This is a genomic window from Mesorhizobium sp. M0016, assembly GCF_040324035.1.
Taxonomy (GTDB): domain Bacteria; phylum Pseudomonadota; class Alphaproteobacteria; order Rhizobiales; family Rhizobiaceae; genus Mesorhizobium.
In genome coordinates, this window is record NZ_JAMYVM010000035.1 from 1 (window position 1) to 26,675 (window position 26,675).

At 59.2% G+C, this 26,675-nt stretch carries 25 protein-coding genes and 3 pseudogenes; 13 read left to right on the top strand and 15 right to left on the bottom strand.

The window, feature by feature from the left end:
* Positions 1 to 197: pseudogene (locus NKJ88_RS30545) on the top strand (LysR family transcriptional regulator); the annotation flags it as partial.
* A gap of 106 nt (positions 198 to 303) precedes the next feature.
* On the opposite strand, the gene NKJ88_RS30550 reads toward NKJ88_RS30545, so the two are convergent.
* From NKJ88_RS30550 to NKJ88_RS30560, 3 genes and pseudogenes are all read right to left on the bottom strand, one after another.
* Positions 304 to 777, bottom strand: coding sequence for a Ros/MucR family transcriptional regulator (locus NKJ88_RS30550; RefSeq protein WP_352446653.1), 474 nt, complete (start codon positions 775 to 777; stop codon positions 304 to 306).
* 220 nt (positions 778 to 997) lie between these two features.
* A pseudogene (locus NKJ88_RS30555) lies at positions 998 to 1,325 on the bottom strand (ornithine cyclodeaminase); the annotation flags it as partial.
* 59 nt (positions 1,326 to 1,384) lie between these two features.
* A complete protein-coding gene (locus NKJ88_RS30560; RefSeq protein ID WP_352446654.1) occupies positions 1,385 to 2,269 on the bottom strand; it encodes a LysR substrate-binding domain-containing protein in 885 nt (294 codons plus the stop codon).
* A 103-nt stretch (positions 2,270 to 2,372) separates the two neighbouring features.
* On the opposite strand from NKJ88_RS30560, the gene NKJ88_RS30565 reads away from it, so the two are divergent.
* Genes NKJ88_RS30565 through NKJ88_RS30595 form a run of 7 tightly spaced genes read left to right on the top strand, consistent with a single transcriptional unit; the run spans position 2,373 to position 10,535 of the window.
* Complete coding sequence (locus NKJ88_RS30565; RefSeq protein WP_352446655.1) at positions 2,373 to 3,581, top strand: trans-sulfuration enzyme family protein; 1,209 nt, start codon at positions 2,373 to 2,375, stop codon at positions 3,579 to 3,581.
* A gap of 27 nt (positions 3,582 to 3,608) precedes the next feature.
* Complete coding sequence (locus NKJ88_RS30570; protein WP_352446656.1) at positions 3,609 to 5,204, top strand: ABC transporter substrate-binding protein; 1,596 nt, start codon at positions 3,609 to 3,611, stop codon at positions 5,202 to 5,204.
* 8 nt (positions 5,205 to 5,212) lie between these two features.
* Complete coding sequence (locus NKJ88_RS30575; RefSeq protein ID WP_023669026.1) at positions 5,213 to 6,154, top strand: ABC transporter permease; 942 nt, start codon at positions 5,213 to 5,215, stop codon at positions 6,152 to 6,154.
* A complete protein-coding gene (locus tag NKJ88_RS30580) occupies positions 6,151 to 7,041 on the top strand; it encodes an ABC transporter permease (protein ID WP_352446657.1) in 891 nt (296 codons plus the stop codon). Before NKJ88_RS30575 ends, NKJ88_RS30580 begins: the two co-directional genes overlap by 4 nt.
* Positions 7,041 to 8,042, top strand: coding sequence for an ABC transporter ATP-binding protein (locus NKJ88_RS30585; protein ID WP_352446658.1), 1,002 nt, complete (start codon positions 7,041 to 7,043; stop codon positions 8,040 to 8,042). The genes NKJ88_RS30580 and NKJ88_RS30585 overlap by 1 nt, the downstream gene beginning before the upstream one ends.
* Positions 8,042 to 9,088 carry an ABC transporter ATP-binding protein gene (locus tag NKJ88_RS30590; RefSeq protein WP_352446659.1) on the top strand — a complete coding sequence of 349 codons (1,047 nt, stop codon included), beginning with the start codon at positions 8,042 to 8,044 and terminating at the stop codon, positions 9,086 to 9,088. The genes NKJ88_RS30585 and NKJ88_RS30590 overlap by 1 nt, the downstream gene beginning before the upstream one ends.
* Before the next feature lie 31 nt (positions 9,089 to 9,119).
* Positions 9,120 to 10,535 (top strand): amidase, encoded by a 1,416-nt coding sequence (locus tag NKJ88_RS30595; RefSeq protein WP_352446660.1) that lies wholly within the window; start codon positions 9,120 to 9,122, stop codon positions 10,533 to 10,535.
* Between the two features lie 164 nt (positions 10,536 to 10,699).
* Here NKJ88_RS30595 and NKJ88_RS30600 read toward each other — a convergent pair whose 3' ends face one another.
* From NKJ88_RS30600 to NKJ88_RS30610, 3 genes are all read right to left on the bottom strand, one after another.
* Positions 10,700 to 11,647 (bottom strand): tyrosine-type recombinase/integrase, encoded by a 948-nt coding sequence (locus NKJ88_RS30600; protein ID WP_352446661.1) that lies wholly within the window; start codon positions 11,645 to 11,647, stop codon positions 10,700 to 10,702.
* Positions 11,648 to 12,790: 1,143 nt separating this feature from the next.
* Positions 12,791 to 12,949, bottom strand: coding sequence for a KTSC domain-containing protein (locus NKJ88_RS30605; protein WP_352446662.1), 159 nt, complete (start codon positions 12,947 to 12,949; stop codon positions 12,791 to 12,793).
* A gap of 410 nt (positions 12,950 to 13,359) precedes the next feature.
* On the bottom strand, positions 13,360 to 13,548 hold the full coding sequence (locus tag NKJ88_RS30610; protein WP_023833301.1) for a DUF3606 domain-containing protein: 189 nt from the start codon (positions 13,546 to 13,548) through the stop codon (positions 13,360 to 13,362).
* A 115-nt stretch (positions 13,549 to 13,663) separates the two neighbouring features.
* On the opposite strand from NKJ88_RS30610, the pseudogene NKJ88_RS30615 reads away from it, so the two are divergent.
* A pseudogene (locus NKJ88_RS30615) lies at positions 13,664 to 14,536 on the top strand (ATP-dependent DNA ligase).
* An 89-nt stretch (positions 14,537 to 14,625) separates the two neighbouring features.
* On the top strand, positions 14,626 to 14,985 hold the full coding sequence (locus NKJ88_RS30620) for an ArsR/SmtB family transcription factor (RefSeq protein WP_352446663.1): 360 nt from the start codon (positions 14,626 to 14,628) through the stop codon (positions 14,983 to 14,985).
* A 437-nt stretch (positions 14,986 to 15,422) separates the two neighbouring features.
* Here NKJ88_RS30620 and NKJ88_RS30625 read toward each other — a convergent pair whose 3' ends face one another.
* From NKJ88_RS30625 to NKJ88_RS30635, 3 genes are all read right to left on the bottom strand, one after another.
* A complete protein-coding gene (locus NKJ88_RS30625) occupies positions 15,423 to 15,620 on the bottom strand; it encodes a hypothetical protein (protein ID WP_023715452.1) in 198 nt (65 codons plus the stop codon).
* Positions 15,621 to 15,878: 258 nt separating this feature from the next.
* Entirely contained in the window at positions 15,879 to 16,187 is a 309-nt protein-coding gene (locus NKJ88_RS30630; protein WP_352446664.1) for a DUF982 domain-containing protein, read from the bottom strand.
* Positions 16,188 to 17,481: 1,294 nt separating this feature from the next.
* Positions 17,482 to 17,655 (bottom strand): hypothetical protein, encoded by a 174-nt coding sequence (locus tag NKJ88_RS30635; RefSeq protein WP_352446695.1) that lies wholly within the window; start codon positions 17,653 to 17,655, stop codon positions 17,482 to 17,484.
* Between the two features lie 66 nt (positions 17,656 to 17,721).
* Here NKJ88_RS30635 and NKJ88_RS30640 point away from each other — a divergent pair, with 66 nt between their 5' ends.
* Positions 17,722 to 18,681, top strand: a complete 960-nt coding sequence (locus NKJ88_RS30640; protein WP_352446665.1) for an IS1595 family transposase — start codon at positions 17,722 to 17,724, stop codon at positions 18,679 to 18,681.
* 8 nt (positions 18,682 to 18,689) lie between these two features.
* Positions 18,690 to 18,869, top strand: coding sequence for a hypothetical protein (locus NKJ88_RS30645; protein ID WP_352446666.1), 180 nt, complete (start codon positions 18,690 to 18,692; stop codon positions 18,867 to 18,869).
* A gap of 156 nt (positions 18,870 to 19,025) precedes the next feature.
* Here the strand turns inward: NKJ88_RS30645 and NKJ88_RS30650 are convergent, their stop codons facing one another.
* Both NKJ88_RS30650 and NKJ88_RS30655 read right to left on the bottom strand, forming a co-directional pair.
* A complete protein-coding gene (locus NKJ88_RS30650) occupies positions 19,026 to 19,430 on the bottom strand; it encodes a type II toxin-antitoxin system PemK/MazF family toxin (RefSeq protein ID WP_352446667.1) in 405 nt (134 codons plus the stop codon).
* 55 nt (positions 19,431 to 19,485) lie between these two features.
* Positions 19,486 to 20,340 carry a hypothetical protein gene (locus tag NKJ88_RS30655; RefSeq protein WP_352446668.1) on the bottom strand — a complete coding sequence of 285 codons (855 nt, stop codon included), beginning with the start codon at positions 20,338 to 20,340 and terminating at the stop codon, positions 19,486 to 19,488.
* 1,503 nt (positions 20,341 to 21,843) lie between these two features.
* Between NKJ88_RS30655 and NKJ88_RS30660 the strand changes: the two genes are divergently transcribed.
* A complete protein-coding gene (locus tag NKJ88_RS30660) occupies positions 21,844 to 22,194 on the top strand; it encodes a hypothetical protein (RefSeq protein ID WP_352446669.1) in 351 nt (116 codons plus the stop codon).
* Between the two features lie 427 nt (positions 22,195 to 22,621).
* Here the strand turns inward: NKJ88_RS30660 and NKJ88_RS30665 are convergent, their stop codons facing one another.
* The 4 genes from NKJ88_RS30665 to NKJ88_RS30680 form a co-directional block, all read right to left on the bottom strand.
* Positions 22,622 to 23,593, bottom strand: a complete 972-nt coding sequence (locus tag NKJ88_RS30665) for an NAD-dependent epimerase/dehydratase family protein (RefSeq protein ID WP_352446670.1) — start codon at positions 23,591 to 23,593, stop codon at positions 22,622 to 22,624.
* An 11-nt stretch (positions 23,594 to 23,604) separates the two neighbouring features.
* Entirely contained in the window at positions 23,605 to 24,747 is a 1,143-nt protein-coding gene (locus tag NKJ88_RS30670) for a DegT/DnrJ/EryC1/StrS family aminotransferase (RefSeq protein WP_352446671.1), read from the bottom strand.
* 1 nt (position 24,748) lies between these two features.
* Complete coding sequence (locus NKJ88_RS30675; protein ID WP_352446672.1) at positions 24,749 to 25,774, bottom strand: Gfo/Idh/MocA family protein; 1,026 nt, start codon at positions 25,772 to 25,774, stop codon at positions 24,749 to 24,751.
* Positions 25,775 to 26,073: 299 nt separating this feature from the next.
* On the bottom strand, positions 26,074 to 26,559 hold the full coding sequence (locus tag NKJ88_RS30680) for an acyltransferase (protein WP_352446673.1): 486 nt from the start codon (positions 26,557 to 26,559) through the stop codon (positions 26,074 to 26,076).
* Between the last annotated feature and the right edge of the window lie 116 nt (positions 26,560 to 26,675).

A 26,675-nucleotide genomic window follows, 5' to 3' on the forward strand; every position in this document is an offset into this window, starting at 1 on the left:
TCACAAACGAGATCATCGCACGTGAGTACGCGGCGTTTCAGCTGGGAGTAAGGCCAGTGGAACCGTCCGCGCTCTATCACTACGTGGCGATTTGGCAGAGGGGCAGGACCTTTTCGAACGCACTGGATGTGACGCTCGAGGCGATCATCGCCGCGTTTTCCCAGTCCGCTAGAGGGGGATCATCCCTTGAGGGCTGATATCCTCGGCAGCCGCTGCCCACAACAAGCAGCGGTTCTTTCTGACGGAGCAATCGGCCCGCGCCCTTGAACAGGATGCGGGCTTTTGTGCGAAATAGCCCCTATGTCAGGTTGTTTTGATGCCGATCTTGCGGCGCTTGGCCGGTGCCGGCAACGTTACGGGTTCAGGCGCGACGGCCTTCCGTCCAAGGCCGATCGCCTTTGCCATCGCGGATCGCACCGCGGCATAGTTCGGCGCAACCATTGGGTAATCGGAGGGCAGGCCCCATTTCGCCCGGTACGCATCCGGCGAAAGATCGTAGTGAGTGCCAAGGTGCCGCCTGAGCGATTTGAACCTCTTGCCGTCTTCCAGGCAGATGATGAAATCGGGCGTCACCGATTTCTTGATCGGGACTGCGGGTGTAAGCTTCTCTTCCGCTTTGGGTGGGAGTGCTCCCTGCAGCTTGCTGATTGCTCCATAGGTATCGGCAATTATGCGGGCGAGTTCCGCGACGGGAATCGGGTTGTTGCTGACATAAGCGGAAACGATGTCAGCTGTCATCTCCAGCAATTCCGCGTCGGAGTTAAGATCTTCAGGCATTTAGCCACCCTTCATTTGCTCTTCAGTTGCCGTAGCCCCGATCTACGTCAGCTGCCTCGCTACAGCAAATCGCACCGGGTGCACAAGACATGAAGTCACAAAGAGGAACGTGGCGGGGGCGTGGGCCACGAAACTCTGCATGAAGCAGTTCAGGCGAGGCACCGCCCAGCAATAAAGGCAATTGGGCGGGAGGGCGGAAGCTGGTTTCAAGCGAGCCTTGTTATCCTGCCGGCTGCATGGCTGCCTTCGCTAGCATGCCGAACAGAGCTGGCGGCTCGTCGGTGCTTGTAGCGGGTCGCGCACGTATCGCAGCGCCGAAAAATCTTCGATGGCGAGGCCGACGGAAGTGAAGAGGGTGATCTGCTGACGTCCCGGCGGCCTTGCGCGTTGGCGGCGATCACTCCCCGAACTCGGTACCCGCACAGTTGGGGTCCAGTTGCTGGATCTCGCCCTTGATGCGTGTCCGTGGTGGGAATTCGACGAAGATGTCAGAGACGCACCAGGATGCCGCGGTGCAGTTCAGTCTTGCCAGGGCAGTCGCCACCGACGCCCCCGGCTAAGGTAGAATCGACCGAAACCTTACGCTCACGACGTCGATCGCGCTCACCTATACCCCGGAGGACCCCTTCAACAGCTCTTCTATAAAATCAGCCACAATCGTCGAAGGCTCCCTTTGAGGCGGGAGCAACAGAAGCGTCCGAAAGTGAATTGCTGGCTCGAACGGCACGATCATCATTCCCCGTCCGAGGAAGGGGTCCGCCGTAATCGGATTGACCATGCCGCAGCCAAGACCAGCCTCGACCATCGCCGCGATCGTCGTCGAATAAGGGGTCTCCAAGACAATTTTTGGCTTCACCCCATGCTCCGCGAAGATCGCCTCCGCCTCTCGCCTTGTCGTGTCCTCCGGCGCGAGTGCGACGAAGTTTTCATCGTGGAGGTCTCTTGGATAGATAACTGCTCTGCCCTGCAAACGGTGGCCCGGAGGCAGGGCAATGGCAACCTGATAGCTGGCAAAGGGCCGAGCGATGACGCCCGCGAGATCGATCTCGTCCGCCGCCACACCGACGTCGAACTGGCCGGAAGCAACCAACTCCTTGACCGAGGACGACATCCGCGCTTGGAATGTTATAGCCACCTGCGGGTGGCGCTTCTGGAACGAGCGCATGACTTTCGGCATGACGTTTGTGCTTAACGCCGACAGGCTTGCCACTCTTATTTCGCCCGACCCGAAGTCTCTTATACGCGCAGCCGCACTCTTGAGATGGATCAGGCCGGAAAACGAGGTTTCAACCTCTCGGAAGAAGAGCCGCCCTTCCGCAGTTGGGCTCATGCGCCCCTTAGCGCGATTGAACAGCGCAAAGCCAACGGTGCGCTCCAACTCCTGAACTGCCTTGCTCACGGCCGGCTGTGAGATGCGCAGGATCTCGGCCGCACGTGTCGTCGTGCCGTTTGTCATCAGGGCATGGAAGACTTCGATCTGCCTCAGGTTCATCCGACCCTATAACCTCCGAGAATAGTAAACCGCAATCTTGATATTAGACCGCATAGTGAGGTGTGTGCTTAAACAATCGCCATGTCCAGGGGGTGGCGAGAGAATGAACGACTTTACCGAGGTAGTGCTGACCCCGAAGGTTAGGAATGAGGGCTTCGATCCTCTTGGAACGGCGGTCCACAGAGCTTCGACAATCGTGTTCGAGAATGCGGAGGCATACGCCAACCGCGCGCAGCGCGGGCCTGAAGGATATTCCTACGGCTTGTACGGCACGCCGACGACGCGCACGCTCGAACAAAAGCTTACCAAGCTCGAAGGAGGCGTCCGGACGTTCCTCGCCCCTTCTGGCCAAGCGGCCAACTCGGTAGCGATGCTTTCTTTCCTGAAGGCTGGCGACAACATCCTCCTTGTAGACACGTCCTACCCGCCCGTCAGGGACTTCGCCAACCAGGACTTGGCACGCTTCCAGATAGAGACGAGGTACTTCGATCCATCCACGATCGATGATCTCGAAAGCAAGATCGACGAGCGCACCGCGATTGTCTGGTGCGAGTCTCCTGGTTCGACGAGCATGGACGTCCAGGACATACCAGCCATTGTGGCGGTGGCCCGGCGCCGCGGCATTCTCGTCGGATGCGACAACACTTGGGCGACGCCGCTGAACTTCAAGCCGATCCTGCACGGCGTCCATATTGTCACAGAGGCGTTGACCAAATACATCTCCGGGCACTCCGACATACTGATGGGATCGATTACGATCGCCCGTCCCGAACACGAGGCTGTGGTCAAGGGTTTCATGGGACGCTTTGGGATAGGCGTCTCGCCGGACGACGCGGCCCTCGTCCTGCGCGGCATGGAGACACTCGGCATCCGGATGCAGCGCTCGTTCGAAAGCGCGCGGACCTTGGTCGAACAGATCGAACGGCATCCGTTGGTAGACCGCGTGCTGTGGCCGCCACTCGCCCATTCGCCTGGTCATGAGTTCTGGAAACGCGACTTCGTTGGAGCGAGCGGCGTATTCGGCGTGCTGTTCAAGGACGCCTGCACCCCACATGTCTCACCAGCGCTCGACGTCTTGACGACCTTCGCCATCGGCGCCTCCTGGGGAGGCACCCGCAGTCTCGTCGCACCGATGCCCGTCCGGCAGAACAGAACGGCGACAGAATGGCTCGCGTCCGACCTCGTGCTGCGCATCAGTGTCGGGATCGAGGCGCTTGAGGATTTGCAGGCGGACGTCGCTCGCTTGCTCGAAGACATATCTGTTCGGACCGCACAAGATCGGTCCGGCACGGGAGCTCGCTCCTACGGGTAATCAAATCAAAAACAAGGGGAATGGAACATGGACAGCAGCAAATTCATAGCAATTCACAGGCGGTCGTTTCTGACAGGCTTGTCCGGCATGATCGGCATCGCCGCCGGCGGCTCATTCTTTCCGAGCATGGTCGCGGCCGCGGCTGATAATGATACGCTTAGGATCGCCATCTCTGTGGCCCCCGGCGACTTGGACCCCCACAAATTTAAGGGGCTCTACGCGGTCCAGGACATGGTGTTCGAACCACTCGTCACATACTCCTATGACGGAAAAATTGAACCTGGACTGGCGACCGCTTGGTCCATCGAGAATGAGGGCAAGCTCCTGCGCCTGACGCTCAGAGAGCGGGTAGTCTTCCATGACGGGACACCCTTCGACGCCACCGCCGCCAAGTGGAACCTGGGGCGCTGGATGGGGCAGGCTGACAACAACTGGATGAACTGCTCCAGGCTCTTCGTGGACGCCACCGTCGTCGACGACAGTCATATCGATATTCGCTTCAAGGAGCCCGTTCTTGGGCTGCTGCAAGAATTGGCCTATGTCCGCCCCGGTCGTTTCCTCAGCCCGAAATCGGTCGCGGCTGACGGGAGCTACAAGGCTCCGGTCGGGACCGGTCCGTGGCGTGAAATCAGCGCGGATAACTCGGGCAGCGTCTTCGAGCGGTTCGACCCCTATTGGGGCGAGAAGCCCAAGTTCTCGAAAGTCCAGTTGAAGGTGCTCCCCGACTCGCGTGGCCGTATGGCTGCGCTCCGAGCCGGCGATATCGACCTAATGGGTGGGGCCTTCGTATCGCCGATCACCGCGATCGAGGCCCAGACCTTGAAGCAGGCGGGGCTAGACGTCGTTGTGGAACCCGGTTCGACGACGATGATCATGGCATTCAATCCCGACCGGGCTCCAGCTCTCAAGGAAGTCGCAGTCCGGAAGGCCATCGATATCGGCATAGATCGGGCAGCAATTTCAAAGGTACTTTATCGCGGGATGGCAGCGACGTCGGCCAATCTCTTCGCCGAATCCGTTCCACTTGCCGGAAAGCGCTATGAGGTTCCCCAGATCGACGTCGAAGGCGCTAAGGCGCTTTTGCAAAAAGCGGGATGGGTCGGCAGTCCTGTGAGAGAGAAGGAGGGTACTCCGCTCGCTCTCGAAATCGTCGTCAGCGAAGAACAAATTCCCGGATCGAGATCCGTCGCCGAGGTGCTTCAGGCGGAACTGCAGGAGATTGGCATTCAGCTTACGATCCGCTCGGTGGACCATGCCTCGCGACACAGCGATATTCCCGAGCGCAAGTTCGACCTTGCTTTCTTCCAGACATACGGCGCCCCTTACGAGCCTTTCGCCACAATCGTCGGTCTTTTCCTGTCTACCTACGACAACGGGGTCGACGGCAAGCTGTTCGTCGACGCCGAGCGGCTCGATCCGCTCGTGACCGCGACGATGTCGGCGTTGGACCCAAACATGGAAGCCAACGTCCAGAAGGTTTACGATTGGCTGCACGACAACGTCGCCATCGCTCCACTGCTTTACGTGCCAGGTGTCTGGGCGCACTCCAGCCGCGTCAAAGACTTCAAGGCCCCAGCAACGGAGTACGACATGCCTTACGAAAACATCAGCCTGAGCGAATAGGAGACGCCGTGTTCTTCTTCATCGCAAAGAGAGCCCGGAACGCGCTCATTCTGCTTTTTCTGGCTTCCGTCTTGTGCTTCTCGCTGGTGGTGTCAGCCCCAGGCAACATCGCTATCTTGATTGCGGAGCTTCGCACCCCAACGGCGACCAAGGCAGACATTGCCAAGGTCGCCGAGGAAATCGGCCTGAACAAGCCATTGCTCATTCGATACACGGACTGGCTTGGCAATGCCGCTCACGGCAACTTCGGTATCTCCTACAAGACTGGGGAGGACGTTGGAACATCTCTTCGGAGCCGGTTATCGGTTACCGCTACGCTGGTCGCCGGCGGAGCCATGGTCGCCCTCGTGTTGAGTTTGCTCATAGGATTTCTCGGGGCCCTGTGGGCACACAGAATGCCCGACCACATTGCACGCGGACTGGCGTTGTTCGGTGCATCCACTCCCTCGTTCTTCGTCGGTGCGCTTCTGGTCTATGCTTTCTCAGTGTCGTTCAAGATATTTCCGACATTCGGCTACGACGGTTTTCGCAGCTTCATTTTGCCATGGCTCACAATAGCGATGCTGCCTGCCGCTGTCCTCAGCCGCGTCGTGCGAGTCGGCCTTGAGGAGGCCATGGCGCGTCCTTTCGTCCTGACCGCGATGAGCAAGGGCTTCAAACGTGAGCGGATACTCGTGCGCGACGCTTTGCCCAACATCGCGCCGACCTACCTTAATGCGCTCGGAACTCAGATAGGTCTCATGGTCGTGGGCGCCGTCGTGGTGGAGCCGCTGTTCGCCTGGCAAGGGGTCGCAGAGCTGTTCCTGACCGGGGTCCGGTTCCGCGACTTCATGGTGGTGCAGGCCTGTCTCCTGATCTTCATAACCTTCTTCATTATCCTGAATGTGATCGTGGACGTCCTGATGATGCTCACCGATCCGCGGATGCGCCGGCAAAGGAGCGGATCATGAACATAGTAGGCAAATTGGCAGAGCCGATAAGGAAACTGCCGCGGGCATCCGTCATCACCATTGGCGCTTTCGTATTCATCGGCGTGTTCGCACCGCTGCTCACACCTCACGCACCGAACGCCCAGAACCTGCTGCTCGCAGGCGAAGGGCCAACCATGACACACTGGCTGGGCGCCGACCACCTTGGACGGGACACGCTCAGCAGGCTGATAACCGCTGCCCGGACCTCACTTGTCGGCGTCTGTCTCGTGCTCGTCATCGCCCACACGATAGGAACCACCATCGGTACGGTCGCCGGATATCGACGCGGCTGGACGGACGAGATCCTGATGCGCATTGTCGACGTCGGTCTCGCTATCCCCAGCCTTATCATTTCGCTCGCGGTCATCGGCGTATTCGGGGCCAGCTACTGGAACATGATCCTCGCCTTGGCGCTGGCTTGGTGGCCGGGTAGCGCTCGCGTCAGCCGCGCGGTGGCCGTGAGCGTCATGAACAAGCCCGAGATGGAGGCGCTGCGCGTCCTTGGTGCTAGCCCTATGCGGATCTACTTCGTCCATCTTCTTCCAACGACGCTCGGCGCCGTCCTTGTCTATGCCACGGCAGACGCGGGCGCAGTAGCTCTGGCGATTGCCACTCTGAGCTTTCTCGGCCTCGGCATCCAACCGCCAACTCCAGAATGGGGGCAGATGCTGGTCGATGCGCTTCCCTATCTGGAAACGGATCCACGGCAGGTCGTTCTCCCGGGTCTTGCCCTTACGCTGGCCGTGATTGGATTCAATATCCTGGGTGAAGCAGTCGCGCTGAACCGCGTGCCGACCCCGCTCACGAACAAGATGCTTGTCGCGCGTCGCCGCGCCACGGCGCTCTGGGCAAAGGAGTCGATCTGATGCCCGCTCAAACCGTACTGGACGTGAGAAACCTGACTGTCGATCTCTTAACTGGCCATGGGGCGGTCCGTCCGGTCGATGGCGTCAGTTATTCGATACGACGCGGGGAGACGTTGGCTGTCGTAGGAGAGAGCGGCAGCGGCAAGACCGTGATGAACTTCGCTCCTCTCGGTCTGATGCCGATTGGTGTGAAAGCGGACGTTTCGGGCTCAGTGGTCTTCGACGGCACCGAGCTGGTTGGAGCCTCCGAGGACAAAATCAGACGCCTCCGTGGAAAATCGACAGGCTTCATTTTTCAGGACCCGATGAGTGCACTGAACCCCGCAAGAAGGGTGGGGCGGCAAATCGCGGAGATGGCTGAGTTCCACTTGGGCATGTCGGCAACTGCCGCCGAAGCAAGGGCGCTAGACCTTCTTAAATTGGTCGACATATCCGACCCGGCGGCGCGACTAAGGCAGTATCCTCACGAACTGTCCGGTGGCCTCAGGCAGCGCGTGATGATTGCAATTGCCATCGCGGCCGAACCCAAGCTCCTGATTGCGGACGAGCCGACCACCGCGCTCGACGTCACCGTTCAGGCCCAGATCCTGCGCCTGCTCAAGAACATTCAGTCAAAGCTTAAAATGGCGATGGTTCTCATTACTCACGACATGGGCGTCGTCGCAGGATCGGCAGACCGAGTGGTCGTCATGTACGCGGGCCGGAACGCGGAAACCGGTCCCGTCGAAAAGGTTCTGGTTTCCCCGCATCATCCCTACACGATGGGACTGATCGACGCCATCCCGCGGCGTGAAGACGCGATCGGGGCACCCTTCCGGGGACTCCCCGGCGTGCCGCCTATGCTCGCGGCGCCTATTGTCGGGTGCGCTTTTGAGCCGCGCTGCGTTCATTCGGTCCAAAGCTGCAAATCGCATCGGCCTAAGCTCGTCGAGACGCTCGACCCTTCGGTCTTCGCCGCATGTCCTGTGATCAACGACCACCTCTTGGAGAGAGTAAGCTGATGGCTGTTCTCGAAGTCGAAAACCTTGTGACCAGCTTTCCCAGCGCGATGAGGGGCAAGACCATCAAGGCCGTAAACGACGTGTCAATCACGTTGAACGCGGGCGAAATCGTCGGCCTCGTCGGCGAGTCCGGCTGCGGTAAGTCGACACTTGGCCGATCCATCGTGGGGCTGGAGAACCCTCAGTCGGGTAGAGTGATCTTCGACGGCGTCGATCTCGGATCCCTCTCGGGCAGACGCCTTAGGGAAGTGCGCCGTGCCGTCCAATACGTGTTCCAGGACCCCTACGCCTCGTTGAACGATCGACAGACCGTTGGCGAAGCAATCGCAGAGGCTCTGATCATCAAAGGGATGCGCTCGAAGGAACAACGTGCGGCGCGTACGACGGAGCTGTTGGACCAGGTCGGACTGGCGACCCAGGTCAGGGACCGGTTCACCCGAGAGCTGTCCGGTGGACAGCGTCAACGTGTGGCAATCGCGAGGTCACTTGCCGTGGAACCGCGGGTGCTGATCTGCGACGAGCCCGTTAGCGCGCTCGATCTTTCGATCAGGGCGCAAGTGATGAATTTGTTCATGGGACTGCGCAGGGACCTTGGCGTCGCCTGTTTGTTCATCGCTCACGACCTCGGCCTCGTTCGACAGGCTTCGTCGCGTGTTTACGTCATGTACCTTGGTCGGATCGTCGAGATGGGAACGTCTGAGGACGTCTACAGCCATCCGAGCCACCCCTACACGCAGTTGCTCCTGGCATCGGTTCCAGTAGCCGATCCCATTGAGGAGAGAAATCGGAAGGTCCCGCTGCTCGTAGGAGAAATACCGAGCCCGACCAATCCTCCTTCGGGATGCGCGTTTCGGACGCGTTGTCCACTAGCTGTCGCCGACTGTGCGACAGCACTCCCGCCTCAGGTCGAGGTCAGTGCCGGTCACCGGGCGGCGTGCGTGCTCGCGGAAAAGGTCTTCCGTGGAGAACGCAGTGCTCTCAACGTCCCGCCTGAATCCGGAAGAATGCCCGGGCAAGTGCGTCTGATGACTGCCCCCGCCCTCTGAAAGTAATTGTTCAAGATCGAGTCGCACCTGCATGAGTCTGTCACCGGACATCGCCCTGCTGTCGCTTGCGGAACTGTCCCGCAGACTTCGCGCGAGGGAAATATCTCCCCTTGAACTCACGAAGACGTACCTCGACAGAATCGCTGGGCTGGACCAGAGACTTCACAGCTTCAACTCGCTGCGAACTGAAAGCGCGTTGCAGGAGGCATCGGCGGCGGAGCAGGCGCTCATGCGCGGGGACTGGCTAGGCCCTCTGCACGGCGTGCCCATTGGCATCAAGGACCTCATCGATGTCGCGGGACTGCCGACCACGGCGCAGGCTGTTCACAGGCGCGACGCGATCGCCAGCGAGGATGCAGGCGTCGTCGCATCCTTGAAGCGGGCCGGCGCGATTATCCTCGGGAAGCAAGCAACCACCGAATACGCGGTGTCCGGGACGCAGTTCGATCTTGGCTGGCCGCCCGCCCGCAACCCGTGGAACCTCGATCTCGACCCATCGTCGTCATCGAGCGGCTCGGCGATTGCGGTTGCGGCGGGTTTGTGCGCCGGGTCGGTGGGGACGGAGACCGCAGGCTCCATACGAGATCCTGCCGCGTGGTGTGGGGTCGCAGGTCTCAAGCCGACGGACGCGCTGGTAAGCCGAAAAGGCGTACTTCCGCTGTCACGATCAATGGATTGCGTCGGTCCGCTAGCCTGGACGGTCGAGGACTGCGCCCTGATGATAGCGTCGATGGTGTCGACGGATACTGACGATCTTTTGCTTAGAGGTTTCAAGAGCCCTGATATCTCAGGGATAGGAGAAGGGATCCGAGGTCTGCGTGTCGGCGTCATAAGGCAATTCTATGAGGGCGATCCCGACGTCGATCAGGACGTGCTCGACGCGATGGAGAATACGCTCGCCGTCGTGCAGGATCTTGGCGGCCGTGTTTCCTCCGTCAATTTGGCGGATTTCGGCCTGTACGGTTCTGTCGCAAGGAACATTACCTGGCCGGAGGAATACGCCGAACATCGGGCGGAGCTCGATGCCTATCCAGAACGGTTTCACCCTGTCAGCCGCTCCCGCCTGCAGGACGGGAAGACCGTTTCGGCGGCCGACTATATCGATGCCCGCCTTCGGCAGAAGGCGCTGACTGAAGCCCTAGCCGGCATTATGGAGGACGTCGACGTCCTTGTCCTGCCGACGATGAAGACGCCCGCTCAGATCCTAGGTTATGAGATGACGGAGATGGGCGAGATGGAACTTTCGCTCAGCCGGCCTTTCAACCTTACTGGTAGCCCGGCGCTTGCGATCTGCAACGGCTTTACCGCGACGGGACTTCCGATCTCGATGCAGATCGTGGGCCGCAAGTTTGAGGACGACACAGTGCTGAGGGCGGGACACTCCGTGGAGCAGGCGCTGGGACTTCGATCCAGGAGGCCGGTGGTGGCGACAGAAAATCCCGGGTGAGACCCGCCAAAGCGCAGCCAGCCGAACGTCGATCTCATGGCGCCTTCGGACCTATGTGCAGAGCAATCTCCCGAAGGCGGTACACTCGGTCAATGCCACGCTCGTTTTGTACAGCTTACAAGGCAGAAAGCCTGGCGGAGATGCCAGTTAACCCGAGCCGCGGACTACGCTGCCCTCGCAGCTTGGAGAGTGTGCAGCATCTCCGGCTTGAGATGCGTATACCGCCGCAACATCTTCCAATCCTTGTGACCCGTGACCAAAGCTACCTGTTCGATCGTGAATCCAGCTTCGAAGAGGCGGCTTGTTCCTTCATGCCGCAAGTCGTGAAAGTGAAGGTCGTCGATGGCCAGGTCAGCGCATCCTCGACGAAAGGCGGTGCCGACCGACCTATGATTGAAGGGGAAAATTCGATCATCGTCATTGCTTCGCTTGGCCAGTCGGTCCTCGACAATGGCCCACCACCGCGCCTTGCAGATTTCCTCCTGGCGCATCGCCGTTGCGACGGCGAAACGTATTATCTGACCAACCGGCGCTATTTGACGAGGATTTGCATCGAAGTGGGCGATGAGTCTGTCGAGTTCATCCTGGGTCGGCCTCCTGTCGCGCTGATTGCCTTTACCAACGAGGCCAAGCCTCTTTAGGGCAATACGCGCGAGATCAACCGGTTCGACCTTGACGGGCAGGCCGTGCACCGCAGCGGCATGAGCCAGTATGAGTTTTACAAAGCCGATGTCCATGCCGAGCGTCATCGGTCCGGCACCTTGGGCGGCCCGGTCGCGCCCAAAACGAATGAGCCGTTCGCGATCGAGAGCCGCAATGTTGCACTTCCCCAGATGTCTTTGGAGCATATCGAGAGCCGCGGCCTTGGAGCGGCGAGGGGACTTGCCTACATCACACATGTCGTCGATATGAAGGTCGATGAGTTCACCGAAAGTTTTCAGGCGGGCTATACGGGACTTGGTCGGCGTCTCACCACGATCGACTTGGCGCTCGGCTTCGGTTGCCCAGCGCCGTGCGTCGTCTCGGCGTAGAAAGGTCTCGCTAACGTAGCGACCCTTGCGACGGACTTGGACGCGCCAGGAACCGGACGAGAGTTTTGTGTAGGTGGCCATTTTTTTGTGTGCGCTCTGTGTGCACTGAGAGATCGAAACGTGGCGAAAAGGGTCGTATTCTGGCGTAAATTCGTGTGCACTCGGGCTGCTCTAACGATTTGATGTTAAAGAAAAAATGCTGAAAAATCAAGATCATAGACTGGCTATTGCACCCATGATGGTCTGGACACGCTTCGGCGATAGCTTCTGTTCGATGAACAGGCTGGCCGCTGCATGACGCAGGCCATGGAAGTCGTACTTGGGGCGCAAGTTCAACCAAAAGATTGAACAGGTTATCCAGACCAGAACATTAGCGCCGACTAACGGTTAATGTCGGCAGTGTCCCGAATCATGATTGGCTGGAGCGATGGCGGTACCGGCGTTCGATCTTGTCTATTTTTCCCGCCTGACCCTAGGCGACCTGCTGGGCAGCGTCATTTCGTTGCTGGCGTGTTTGGTGCTCTACAACGCTTTGGCTACGGACCGCCCGAACCGATAGGTCGGGTCTAACCCGCGATCGCGATTCCAAAGCCAAGGCCCAGGCCAATTGCGACGTCAAGGAACAGCTTGCCGGCCATGTCGATGCGAAGGCGCATACAGGGCGCCATGCGTCTGTGCGGGCGCTCTGAGGCCGTTGCCGATGTCATCGAAGATCGTTTCGATCGGTCGAGTCTCCGAATCTGTGAATCCCCTGTTTGATCCGTCAAAGTCTAACGATCAGGGAAGCGCCATGGAAAGCACGTGCAGTAACGGTTGATTCAACCATTGCTGGTATAAGTGTGGGGTGGGTGGCGGCTCCGACAGCTCGGGGGTGGAACTGAGTGCCGAAGCCGCCTGCGCAGCCAAGGTTGGGGTTTGACCGCGCCGTCCTATTCTGGGACAGCGCGGTCAACGATTCGTTAAAATGATCCGGACCTAATTAAGTCGGTGCTAATTGCGCCCTTCGGCCTTTTTGCGTCAGCCGGGAACATCCTCGCTCCGAGGCTGTTCGGTCACACCCGGCTCGCGTTCTCAGCGGTCCTGCCGGTGACCAAGATGGCCCCTCACTCATCATGGTCGGCCCGCGCTCGGAAGCAGGCGCGGGCCATCCCTGAACAAGCCCGGCGTCTCCAGAGTCAGCGCCCTGGCGCGAGCCGGACTGCATAACGATTGCGGATGTGGCTGTTAAAATAGACGCCCTTGGCAAAGACAGCTTTGAACGCAGCAACGGCCTTCAGCAGATACGTCCAAAAACTCGTAATGCTTCCCGCTCGCTACAAACCAAACCGAGAGAACCCTGGTGTTCGGGTCATAGTCGAACTTGCGTATCGAGGTCGACGGCATGGTATGCCATTCAAAAAACTCAGCTAGCCGAGTTGGCTAAAACTGTATTCGAATATGTGGCCGCGCTTTTCGTCGGCAACCCTGATCCAGATGGGCTCGCTGGTGCGCAGAGTGATGTCGCGCTCTGTCGCTTCCCGCGCCGCCCTGATCGCCGTTGTCGCGTGGAGATGTGGGTAGCCGTCACGGTATCGCCGTCCATTTCCTCAACGTGGTATTTCGGCACTTTTGGTCCTAAGCGTCCAGTTCGAGCGGGTCGTGCTCCGGATCGGCATGATAAGTGACCTGGCGAAAATCGCGCATATCGATCTGTTGCCCGCAAACAGGGCAAGGGAGGAAATGCGCGAGTTCGCTCGCGGGCGGGCCTTCATATCGGTGCCCGATTAGTGGTCTGCCGAGATCAGATAGCCTGGTCATTGTTTCCGCAGCGCCTTGGCTGCCCGCTCCAAAGTCTCGCGTTGGTTGCCGTGCTTCGCGATCAGCTCTTTGACCTGCTGGGGTGTTATGCCGGTCTTTGTTGCGAAATATTCAACTTCATAATCCTCGTCGGCTGAGACACGGTCCCGATCGCGAAAATCCCGCTTGCTCTTGTCATCGGCCATATCGTTTCCTCCTTCCCTCATCCCGCAACGTCGAGTTGACGTATTTGTTGCACCAAAAGGCTGATTTCCGGTTTCGGAACTATTTTAGCTTAATCGCCGGAGGGTGGGTCTGTGCATACGTTTGAACTTCATCGAGCCGTTGATGCCGACCCTTCGTGGAGAAGCCTCCCGCGGGTGAAGGCTGGACCCACGAGGTCAAGTTCGACGGCTACCGATCGCAGATGATCATTGATGAAGTCGGCACACGCATTTATTACGCGCAACGGCCACGACTGGACGGCGAAATATCGCGACTTGGTGAGAGAGGCCAAGCGCCTTGGTGCCGAAAGCGCCATTGTCGAGGGCGAGATCGTCGTTCTGAACGACAAGGGCCTTTCGGACTTCGCAGCGCTGCGCAAAGCCATCACCCGCCGGCAGCACGACTTGTATTTTGTAGCCTTTGATCTGCTTCATCTTAACGGCCACGATATGCGCGATAAGGCGCTAGAGGAGCGGCGCGAGATCCTGGCCAGCATGATCGAGCCCGGCGGGCGCATTCAATTCAGCGAGCCCCTGCCGGGCGAAGCGAAGGCCATCTTTCACTTGCTCGACAAGGCCGGACTTGAAGGCATTGGTGTCGAAGCGGAAGGACAGCAAATACCGAAGCGGTCCGTCGACCAACTGGCTGAAGGCCAAGTGCTATGCGATCGACGAGTTCGATCTGCTCGGCGTCGAGCGTGAAGCGGGCAAGCCGGCTTTCGCTCTGATGGCTGAGCGCGGCACCGGGCGCTATGTCGGAAGCGCATTCGTCACCTTGAACCGGGAATTGCGCGAGAGGCTATGGAAACGCGTCCAGGAGCACTCAGGCACGACGCCCAAGGGCATCGTGAAGCGGCCGGCCACGCAATGGGTCAAGCCGAGGCTGATCGGCCGCGTGAAGCATCTGCGCGGCGAGGATGACCTGCGGCTTGCATGGCTGCAGGATTTCCGCGAGGATGAGGATCAATAGGAATTTGCTTTTTTTGCGGAACTGAGGGTTTGATTCCGCGTTCCTGCAGACTTAAGTTCCTATCTTGGGTAGGACCTTAGTCTGATTCGATGATTTCAAGAAACCTTGCCGCCAGTGCCAAAACCGTCTCCGCCTTTCTCAACTTGATGGGAAATGAGAAGCGGCTTTTGATCATGAACCACCTGGCCGGCGGCGAACTTTCGGCCGGTGTCCTCGCCGAGAAAGTTCAACTCAGCCAGTCGGCTTTGTCGCAGCATCTTGCCAAGCTCCGCGCCTTCGGCCTTGTCGGCACCCGACGCGACGGTCAAGTAATCTACTACTACTGCTCATCCGGCGCAGCGCGCGAATTGCTAGCTATGCTGGACGGCTTGCTGATGACCGGACGACCGCTCGCGGGGCCAGGTCCGCACTACGTCGCCCATAGACTTCGCCGACTGCGAATGGCCTGATAAGGCAAATCTAAGACCTAAACGGGGGCGACCCGAACTAAGTGGATCGCTAAGTTCGATGGACCTAACGGGGCACGAGGGGCCCGCGCCAGCCTGTAAAGCACAGCACGGGCCTCAACCGTCGACATCGGTTGGCAGCGGGAGACGCTGCAACCACCCAACTCACCCGCCTGACGCCTGTTCCCCGGACAGACAAAAAGCCCGCCGCCTATGCGTTTTGCGCGCAATTAGTTCGCGCAGTTCACTGGCGCTAGTTGACCATCTCGCGCAGCGGCTTTTTTCGCCTCGGCGGTACATAGGGCGGCCCAGCAGCTTGTTGCGGGGGGGCGCTAACGGGCGGCCACTGGGCCTGACCGGTGATACTTAGCGCCGGCTGGCAAACATATGGGCACTGCTACCAATGCCCACGAAACATACAAACGAAGGAAGGACGCGATCTAACCCACGATCGCCATTCCAAAGCCAACACCAAGGCCGACTGCGAGGCCCAGGAACAGCGTGGCGGCAACATCGAAGGCGAAGGCGCGGACGGGCGCCACAAGTCCGGCGGGGCTCCCTGAGGCCTGGCCGGTATCATCGGAAACCGTGTCCATGCCTTCATAGAAACGCCCGCACTGTGAATCCCCCTGGAACATTGTAGGCTCGAAACACTTGGGGCGGTCGCACTGTTCCCATATCAGTGTCTCCCAAAACTGCCCACTACCTGAACGGTGGTGGGCTTTTTTGTACATTAGCGGAACCTGAAATTTGGGGGCATGTTGATAGAACGGCAGCGAGTGGGTGTTCGCTGCTGGTCGAGGTCCCGCAAGACTCGGCCGGGCTCGCATCACACCTGCCCCGGTACGGTGCGAGCCCACCGTCCCGCGACCAAGCGAGATCCCGTGTGTCGGTCTCTATTTGATACTCGGGGACGGCGGTTCATCATCACGATGGTTTATGGCACGTTGTCCGACATGCCGAGCGCCGGGCTCGGGCTGCAGCAAGTGCTGGTCGATAGCGGCGGCCTTGAACGCCGCAAATGCTACGGCCGGACTGCAGCTTCCATACTTGGCCTCCGCAATTAATCGGCATGCATCCCTATAGGCCGCCGCACCCTTATTTGGCCACTGCCCCTGGAGCGCTTGCTCGGCCTCACAAATAGAGGAAACCGTCATTGATTTCCGGTCTACCAGCTTAACGAAGAGCGGTAAAAAGGTGCCCATGGGCACAACCTCCCGGCCTTTAGTGCGCCGAACGCAACAAGAGCTTTTTGGTTTCCATGCCTATTTGATTTTTGACCCCATTTCAGCACAAGCCAATTGAATCGACGGATTGGGACGACCCAGCCATAGGGAATGGCTTTCTAAAATTGTATGGAACCGTAGCGAGAACCGCACATTTCCTAATCTAAGCCGTCGATTCTTCGGATGTAGCCGTGACTATGGAAACCCGCTGTTGCGCGCGATGGCGGTTTTCTTGGCGTTGATCCGCTACCGGTAAGAGAGGCTAAGTCCCATGAAAGACCGGTGGGAACCTGACCACCAGTTCATTGAAAGCGCCCGCCGTGGCCAGCGCCGAGCGGAGAGCCAGCTGGAATCCCTACAATCGACCATCCAAGAGACACGCCGCGTACTAGAGGCTTCACGGAAGCTCTTGGAAAAGATTGCCGAACGCAAAGACCATCCCCAGCCATAAGGGAATGGCCGGTGCAGTTGGGCAAGCTTGTGGGGGGCTTAACTGCACCGGCCACTGCGGGAAGACAGGAAGCCCCGCGCTGCCGAAGATATGCGTATTAGGAACCGAGCAAATTATCTCGCAATGCCATCTTGAAGGCTCAACCGCGAAGCCAACTTAGTTCCGAGAGAATGGGCGGATTGGTGAACGCAATGTCGCACCCGGTAGCAGTGAGCATCTTTGGGCTTTGGACCTTGCCGACCTGCGCAAGGCGTTTGGAAAGTTCGCTCAAGAGCACGGGACAACGCCTCTTGAGCGGAACGAGCACACCAAGCTGTTCCTTGAAGAACGAAGGGAACGCTGCCAGGAACCGGACCCTACCGGGCATTAGGACAATCATTCAGATCGTCAAGAGATGGAAGCCGAGGGCGACGAAGCCGCCGTCGAGCGCTCCTGACAAATAGCCATTTTGCCGTATGAATCCGTTTTTTTGATTGAAGGAAGGGTTTCGACGCCTATAAAGATTGCTGTTACCATTGCCTTTTGGGAGGATGCGATGGTTGCAACGCCCATAGATATCGCTCAAGCGGCCACTGCGACTACCGCCACCTTGCTAAAGTGGCAGAAGTCCATGGAGGAACGCGCCACGTGCCAGAACATGGATCAATCGCGCAGGGCGATCCAAGCCTCTCGCGAACTGCTGAAGCGCCTTCGTCAACATCATCGCGATGACATGGCGCAAAGTTGGGAAGATGCCGACCCATCGTCGGCAGCTAGCGCGAGGCGACCAGAGCCGATGAAGGGAAAAGTTTCAGTGGCCTGTGCTTTGGGTCGGCTGTGCCGTTAGGCTTTGTCAACAAGCCGCGTTTTCCCCTTCGGCGCCACATAGCTCTCAACCAGCCGCACATACTCGGCGTCCACAGTCACCAATGGCCGGAGGCTCACGGTCACCTTGTCTCCATCGACGCGCGTGACCGTGCCGGTGACCTCCATATTCTGGCCGATCACGGCTTTCAAAGCCGCATATTATACTTGACGTACCCACTCAAACGGAATAGGTTGATTCCATAAGGAGTTAGACCGATGTCCGTGCTTTCAGACCGCCACTTTCACGACGAAGCCGCCGCCTACAAGTTTGTAGAGGCCAGGATTTGGCCGAACGGCCCAACCTGCCCGCATTGCGGTGGCGTCGAGCGCATCTCGAAGATGGAAGGCAAGAGCACCCGCATTGGCACCTACAAGTGCTACCAGTGCCGCAAGCCCTTCACCGTGAAGATCGGCACCATCTTTGAAGCCAGCCACGTCAAGCTCAACCATTGGCTACAGGCGATCTTCCTTATCGCTTCGTCCAAGAAGGGCATTTCGAGCAACCAGCTTCACCGCACCCTTGGCGTGACCCTGAAAACCGCTTGGTTCATCTCGCATCGCATCCGTGAAGCCATGCGCGACGGCAAGCTTGGCCCGCTCGGCGGCAACGGCATGATCGTGGAGGCCGACGAGACCTATTACGGCCCGACCAAAGAGAAGCGCACTATGACCACCAGCGGTCGTCCCTTCACCAAGGGCGGGCGCACCGGCCCGTCGAACAAGCGTGCTATCGTTGGCCTTGTCGAGCGCGGCGGTTCGGTTCGCACCTTCCATGTCGTGCAGGCGACCAAGGTCAATGTCGCGGCGCTGGTGACTGAGAACGTCCATCGCGAAAGCACCCTCTACACCGACGAGAGCAAGCTCTATCACGGCATGGACGGTCACTTCGCCGGCCATGAGACCACCAAACACACTGGCGGCGAATATGTTCGCTACGTTGGCGATGCCGTCATCCACTCGAACACCATCGAAAGCTATTTCAGCGTCTTCAAGCGCGGCATGCGCGGCACCTACCAGCATTGTGCCGAGAAGCATCTGCACCGCTACCTTGCGGAATTTGACTTCCGCCATAATTCGCGCGTAGCCCTTGGCGTGAATGACGTAGCACGCGCCGGTCGCATCCTTGATGGTGTCGTTGGCAAGCGCCTGACCTATGAAACAACTAAAGCAAGGTGAGGCACCCTATGGCGTCTGGCGACCCTCCAAATACCGCCCGAAAGCCAAGCGGCAAAAAGGCGACAAAGCTTAGTCAGAAAGAGCAATCCGAGCGGTTCAAGGAAGCCGCTCGGGAGCTTGAAGCCGATGAGACTGGCGAGGCATTCGAGCGTGCCTTTGAGAAGATTGCGAAGCCGCCAAAACGTTGATTGTCATGAAAAAAGGCCCCGTTTTTGGCGGGACCTTCTTTTTCAGACACCACAATTAGCTTGGCTTCGCCGGTTGTGATGGCCCTTGCGGGACTTAAATCCCGGATATCTCCGGGGCCGTTCCCAAAATGGGGATATTCGAACCTAAAGTCAACCTTACATACCAAGAGAGTGCTTAATACATTCCTTGATTTCTGCCATTTTGGCTGCTTCTAGAACGCGGACGTCATAAACCCGCTCCCCGTTCGCATCTCTGCCACGGTCAAGCAATTTGAGGCGGTGAAAGGCAACGCACATGATCATGTCAGCCTTCACCCACATTCTTGGTGCTTCGTATGGGAATGGCAACGGCGGATCCATATCAAGCACGCAATTGTAAGGCTGCAAGGGGTTGGGCTGCGTGGTGCTGAGAGGCACTATCGTACACAATTGGTCTCGACCTGCTAAAGCAGGCGATATCACGATGGCAGGTCGCCGCTTCCGCATTTCCGGAACGCGGAACCCCTCATTTAGATCAACCCTGAGAATAGAACCAACTTGCGGGTGGTAAAGGATGCTCATAGCCAGCACTGTGCACGGAATCGGCGACTAAGGCTATATGGCTAGGTCTAGCTTTCTATTGACCTGCTTCTAAAGAAATTACGGCCGTCGAAGTCGTCAATTCGGGGATCACTAGCGGCTGAAGCATTTCTGTTACTGCCGTTCTGACCAAACCATGCGTCGCTATTCCTGCATCAACCGTGAGTGCTGTATCGGGGTGGATGAGCGGATTTCGGAAGCGATCAGAAATTTCTTTAACTAGAAAGAGGACCTTTTCGTCTCCCTTCCCCGACTGCCGCATGGCATTCACATACACAGCGATGTTGCGCACTTTTGGTTGCGGTCGGCCCCCTGTGACATGGGTGTAATAGCGACGCAAAACGGCTTCCAGCACTCTAAATATGTGAAATCCCGCCGCCGTAGCATTTTCGTAAGCCAGGCACTTCCCGGCCTCTCGCGCGTCAAAGACAGCTTCAGGAACCTTGGTAGCCAGATCGCTGGGAAAGAGGCTTTCCCCGAACATTAGAAGCGTCCAAGTGTCATACCCGCCTTTCTGGGAAACGAAATATGCGTGTAAAATAGCCAAATCGGCCAAGAGAACCGTTTTGTATTGGTCGTAGGCCTGCTTCAGCGTGAACATCTCATACTGCGGCACGGTGCCCTCAATTGGTATCTTAATCACCTTTGCCAGTTCGACCATCAAACTTTGCGCATACTGATACGACGCTCTCAAATGCGGCGCGTACATGGTGCTGGTTATCAGCTCACTGATAGCGTTGTGGGCAATTAAAGCGGGAAAATATAGGTCAGTCTTATTGGTCTCTAGCGGCGCGATAGTGCCTATCGGCTCCAGAGCCGCAGCCAGATTATAGATGTAAGACAGGGTAATTCGAATCACGGTTGCGCCTCTCCGGCCTTGGTGATTTTTCATATCACATCACCAAGTGGGTACGCAAAGTATAATATGCTGACTATAATCCTACATGCCGAGCCGGCTCGCAAGCGCGTCGCTGGCTTACCCGGAAGGAAGAGGTAGGGCCACGGCGCCAAGCGCAGCCATCAGGAGCAACCACCCGAGCAACGGCAGGCCCAGCGACCTCCTTTGGACACACACACAGGGAACGAAAAGAAGGGCGCCGAGCCTTACCGGCGCTGCTTTGTGAGGGAGACGACGCCGGATGAGATGAGAGTATGCGATCATGCCAATCTCCGCGAACCATGCGAATGAACGAAAGCCGTGTGACAGCGCGGTTGAGACCAAGGTAGGCGGTGCGATCAGCTACGGTGCTGAAGGGCGGGTGCGGCTTCAGTCGCAATCTCTGCCGGTGGAGTTATAGCCGGACTTGATGACGCGCTCTGATCTTGTGATTTCATCCCGCAAGTTGGCAGAGCCGATTTTCTGTTATGACTTCAGACGACAATAGTCGTGCCCAGCGTGTGATCGCGGATTTGGCCAGGGCGCAGACGTCATCAATACCCGCTTACGGCCGCTACGACCTCGGCGACAATGCCGCCCGGATCAGTGGGGTTCTTCGCCGAACTGCACCACGATGTAGCGGGGCAGGTGGGTGCGGCGCCGGCTGAGTGAAGGGTGATGCCAGGCACCGTTGCGGGCGTTGGCGCCGCTTGCGCTGGCGGTTCTCTAGGTGACGGCGGCGTGCCGCCGGAAGCCGCGTCGGCGCCGCTCTGGCCATAACCCATTCTTCAAACAGTTCCATCTTGCGTGCAGAGTGCGGTGATCTGGCTGACGAGCACCAGGCAGCGGCATCGGGACAGCGAACGGTGCCACCGACGTCCGGTACGGTCCGGTGCACTAGCCTGGCAGCTCGCGCACAAGGGCCAATGATGAATCGGCCGTCGTTGGTGAAAATCCAACAGAAAGATGCTACCAGCCAAATAGAAATAGCTAGAACCGCATGCGCCGGCCGACAGTTCCTTCAGGTCCGGCGAAGCTAGAACAGCTGATTCGTTGCGCCAGGGGAGCTGGCGGCCAAGTATTCTAGTTGGATCTCATTGCCAGACGGCTCGCAAGCACCTCAAGTTCATCAAGCGTCAACTCAATCTGGTACCGGTATTGCGAACCGCTTGCATAAATGCCGCCGGCATCTATCGACATGATGACCGCCCCCGTTTCGGATCTGATATCGGCATCGCCCAACGGTCGATGGAAAATCGTTCGAGAAACACCTTCTCGTTTAGCAGGTCCCACTAGGATGCGCATTGCCTACCTCGCCCTGTTGCTTCGCCAACCAGGAAGCAGCGCCCTCGCGCCACGACAAAGCTTTAGAAGCAATTGCGGTGCCAAACCAAGGGTGTCCCAATATGAGCCAAAGACAGACGGCGCCATTCGGCGTTGGGGGACTGCGGCTTGGCTTCCGCTTTCGCACGCAGCTCAACAAGACCGACGCGTCGGCGTCGCCAAAATCCTGCGCACTTGCTGGTCCCGCTGGGGCTATATCAAGTCGGAAAGGTGCAACCGAACGCACCTGCTGCTAAGGCACCGGCGAAGCTGAAAGCCAAGCTGCTCTATCTGGAGAACGCCGTCCGCCACTCGTTAAAGTCGTTCGGCATCCGCATGGGGCAAGGTCGGAGGCGGCGCCTTCGCGCAGGCGGTGCGCAGGCTGCGGCCGAGTTGATAGATGACATGCTCACCGGCCCGCGCGCGCTGTGGCGACAGTACTGCCGGCTGCATGATCTGGTCATGAGGACCGTCGCGCGCTGCGAGGCATGCTGGCGCTTTACGGCGATCCGCGGCGTCAGCCCGGTGACGGCAACTTCTTCATGACAGCGATCGAGGACCCGACGCGCATTCGTCGCTCGGGCACTCGCCGCCTACTTCGGCCTAGTCTCGCGGCCCAGGCACTCGGGCACTTCGATCGATGTTCGAGGTCCCTATCTCAAAGGCTGGCGACGCCGACGTGCGGCGCGCGCTCTCCGAGGCGGGTGTCGGGACGGATGACGCGCTTCAAGGCAAGGACAAGATCAAGAGCTAGGGCCTGGAGATCGGCAACGCTCTTGCCATCGCTAGGCCTGCGATAGCGCGCAAGCTGGCGGCGTTCATTTACGCCATGTGGAGCGACTGCACATTCTACGTCGCGATGGGCGGCGGGTGAGGGTGACGCCGCGGGGCGCGCCCATGTCAAGGATCGCACGCTTCTGCCATGTAGGGGCAAGCCTATCAGGAAAGATTTCGTCGTCGCGCGAGCGGTTCGTCAGGTCACCTGCCCGCGTTTGGCTCGCCACCAGTCGACCAGGCGGGTGAGGCCCTCATCGAGGTCGATGCTCGCCTTGAAGCCCAGCATCTTTTCCGCCTTGGACGTGTCGGCAAGGCGCCGCGAGACGGGGTTCACTTTGCGCTCGGGCCCGTACTCCGGCTGAAGGTCGGAGTCCATCACGCGAAGGAGTGAGGCGGCCAGGTCGTTCAGGCTGGTCTCCACGCCGCTGGCGACGTTGAACACATCGTCCTCCACGTCAGAAAGCAGGGACAGGATGTTCGCTCGGGCGATGTCCTCGATATAGACGAAGTCCATGGTGGTGGAACCGTCGCCGAGAATCAGCGGCGGCTGGCCGGCGTCGATGCGGTCCATCCAGCGGATTAGAACCTCGGTATACTTACCATGCAGGTCCATGCGCGGGCCGTACACGTTGAAATAGCGCAAAGCCACGTAGGGAAGGCCGTACATGTCATTGAACGAGCGCAAAAGGCCTTCCAGCATGACCTTGCTGGCGCCGTACCAGGTGCGGTTGTTGTACGGGTGGTGGCTCTCTTCTGTCGGGAAGAGGTCGGCCAGGCCGTAGACCGAGGCCGAGGAGGCCGCGCAGATCTTCTTCACGCCCTTAGCCTGGGCGGCCTCAATGACGTTGTAGCTGCCGTCGCACATGACGCCCAGGGCTTCGCGCGGCTCGGCGGCGCAGGCGATGACCCTCAGGGTTGCCATGTGGATGACGGCGTCCATTCCGTCGGTGGCCCTGTGGACAGTTGCCACGTCGCGAATGTCGCCTTCGACGAGTTCGATGCGCGGGTCTTGCAGCGCGTCCTTGACGTTTTGCAGGCTGCCGCGGACCAGGTTGTCGAGGATCACTATTTTTTCCGGCGCGTGCTCCTTCAGCAGCAGGTCGATGGTGGTCGAGCCGACCAGACCGCAGCCGCCGGTCACCAGGATGCGAGAGCCTTCAAGTTTCATCGTATTCCCTGTCATCGGTTCGAGGCGTGTTTCCGGTTGTGTGGGGCCCGCTCAACGCTTGCTTGCAATTCGATGACCGCGGCCACGACCGCGTCCTGCTGCTGCTCCGTCAACTCCGGGAACATAGGTAGGGAGAGAACCTCGGCGGCGGCCTTTTCGGCGTGCGGGAACTGGCCCTGCTTGTAGCCGAGATCGGCGTAGGCGGGCAGCAGGTGAACCGGAATGGGATAGTGGATACCCGACTGGATGCCTTGAGCGTTCAGCGCCTCCCCCCAGCGCGCGCGGTCGGGCGTACGCACGGCGTAGATGTGGTAGACGTGGCGCACATCGTCGCGGACGAACGGGGTCGACAGCCCGATGCCGGCGAACATGGCGTCATAGCGGGCGGCCGTGGCGCGTCGCTGCTCGGTCCATCGGTCCAGATGTTTGAGCTTCACACGCAGGACAGCGCCCTGAAGGCCTTCCAGGCGATAGTTATAGCCTTTGACTTCGTGATGGTACTTCCGCTCGGCGCCCCAGTCTCGCAGCATGCGAACCGCACGGTTGTGGTCGGCGATGTTGGTCGTCAGCATCCCGCCCTCGCCATAGGCGCCGAGGTTCTTGCCGGGATAGAAGCTGAAAGCTGCCATGTCGCCGATGGCCCCGACGCGCTTGCCCTTGTATTCCGCGCCGTGGGCCTGGCAAGCGTCCTCCAGCACCATCAGGCCGTGCTTCCGGGCGATGGCCATGATCGGATCCATGTCGGCGGGCTGGCCGTAGAGGTGGATCGGGATGATCGCCTTGGTGGCCGGCGTGACCGCGGCTTCGATCTGGGCCGGGTCGATGGTGTAGGTCGCAGGATCGATATCGACGAGCACGGGGGTCGCGCCTGTGTAGTAAATGGCCGCAACCGTCGCCACGAAGGTGAAGGGGGAGGTGATCACCTCGTCGCCCGGTCCAATCCCGGCGGCCAGCAGGCCCAGGTGCAGGGCGCTAGTGCCGGTATTGACGCCGACGCCGAACGCCGCTTGCGAATAGGCGGCGAATTCCTTTTCGAATTCAGCGACGTCAGCGCCCAGGGTAAACTGACAGCTCTCCAAAGTGCGCTGAATGGCGGCATCTACCTCGAGCTTGATCGTGGTGTACTGGGCTTTCAGATCTACGAACGGGATCATATTAGGCTGCATCTTTGCGTCGCAGGTGCACGGTTTCGCCACGCCCGCGCATGGAACTGGTGGCGGCTTCGATGATCTCCACCACGCGCAGGCCAAGCCGGCCATCTGCGATGGGAACCCTCTTTTCGACGATGCAGTCGATCCACTCCTGGCCGGCGATACGCAGGGCCTCGGTGGAGTCGAGCTTGGGCGCCCACATGTCGCCCGTCCGGTAGCCGACGCGCATCTCGTGGATCTTGGCCGGGTCGTCGGTGAAGGAGACGCCCTTGTCGTAAACCTTGACCTTCTCGGACGGCTCCAGATCGTCGTAGGTGATCATCTTGTTGGAGCCGCCGACCAGTATGTTACGCACCTTCACCGGAGCTAGCCAACTCACGTTGATGTGCGCCATCATGCCAGAGTCGTAAAACAGCGAAATGTAGGCCAAATTTTCCGGGGTGCCGGGGAAGTGGTTGATACCGCTGGCCGAAACGGCGGTCGGATGCTCTTCGAACAGACGGTCGATGATCGCGAAGTCGTGGACCGCCAGGTCGGATATGACGTTTACGTCCTTCTGAAAGAGGCCCAGGTTCACCCGGGTGGCGTCGTAATAATAGATCTGGCCGAGGTCGCCGGCGGCGACGATGTCGCGCATCTTCCGGACTGCACCGGTATAGATGAAGGTGTGATCGACAATCAGGGTCAACCCGCGCTTGTCCGCTTCATTAACCAGCATCCTGGCCTGTAGCGAGGTTTCGGTCATAGGCTTCTCGAGCCAGAGATGCTTGCCGGCCTTTAGCGCAGACATGCCCAGTTCGAAGTGGCTATTGACCGGCGTCGCCACGGCGATGGCGTCGATCTCGGGATCTTGGAACAGGGCCTGGACGTCCCTGGTGGTCTGGAGACCCGGATAGCGACGGTTCACCAACTCGCGCTTCTTGGGGTCCAGGTCGGCGACCACGCGGACCCGGGCATCGGGGATCTCCATGAAGTTGCGCAGGAGGTTCGGCCCCCAATAGCCGTAACCGATGATGCCGATATTGATCATATTGACTACCCTTCGCTCCGCCCCTGCCACCGGAGTCTTGGAGGCTTGTTGGAGCTTGTCGTTGGTTGAGAAGGGATGCGCCGATCGCTCAATGCCGTGCCACCTCGACCTCTTCACAATGCAGTTTGAAGCTGCGAAGCGGTGCGGTCACCATGGCCGTTGGGTCATCAAGACCCCATCAGGATCATCCAGCCAGGCGAGGGCAGGGCGCCGGATCTACCTCAAATGATCTCTCCGAATACACCAAAGATCGCAATTCGGTGTACGAAGCCGTGCCGAGAGGGCGCCGAGAGGGGGCGTCAGCCAGTCTTTGCGGTCCTTACGTCTCCGACCACACGGGCTGGCACGCCGGCAGCGATCGCGAAGTCGGGGATGTCACGGGTGACGACGGCGCCAGCGCCGATCAGGGCCCGTTCTCCGATGGTCACGCCCGGGGTGATGGTCACGTTGGAGCCGATGGAGGCGCCCTTCTTGACCAGGGTCAGCTCAATTTTCCAGTCGGCTTCATTCTGGGCGCTCCCGTCCGGGTTGGTGGCTCGGGGAAGACGGTCGTTGGTGAACATCACCCCATGGCCGATGAAGACCTCGTCCTTAATGGTTACGCCCTCGCAGATGAAGGTGTGCGAGGAGATCTTGCAGCGCTCGCCGACGGAGGAATTCTTCTGGATTTCGACGAAGGCGCCGATGCGCGAGCCGTTACCGACCTCGCAGCCGTAGAGGTTCACCATATTGGGGTGGTGGATGACGACCTCGCCACGCAGCACCACACTGTCCGAAATCGGCATCGCTTCCCCCTGGAGTTGTCTGTCTCGTGCCATCGCCTGCAAATCGGATATGATCCTTGGTGCGCCGCTGAAGCGATAGCAGCGGTCGGTTACAGTTCTATGTAACCTGCCTTGTC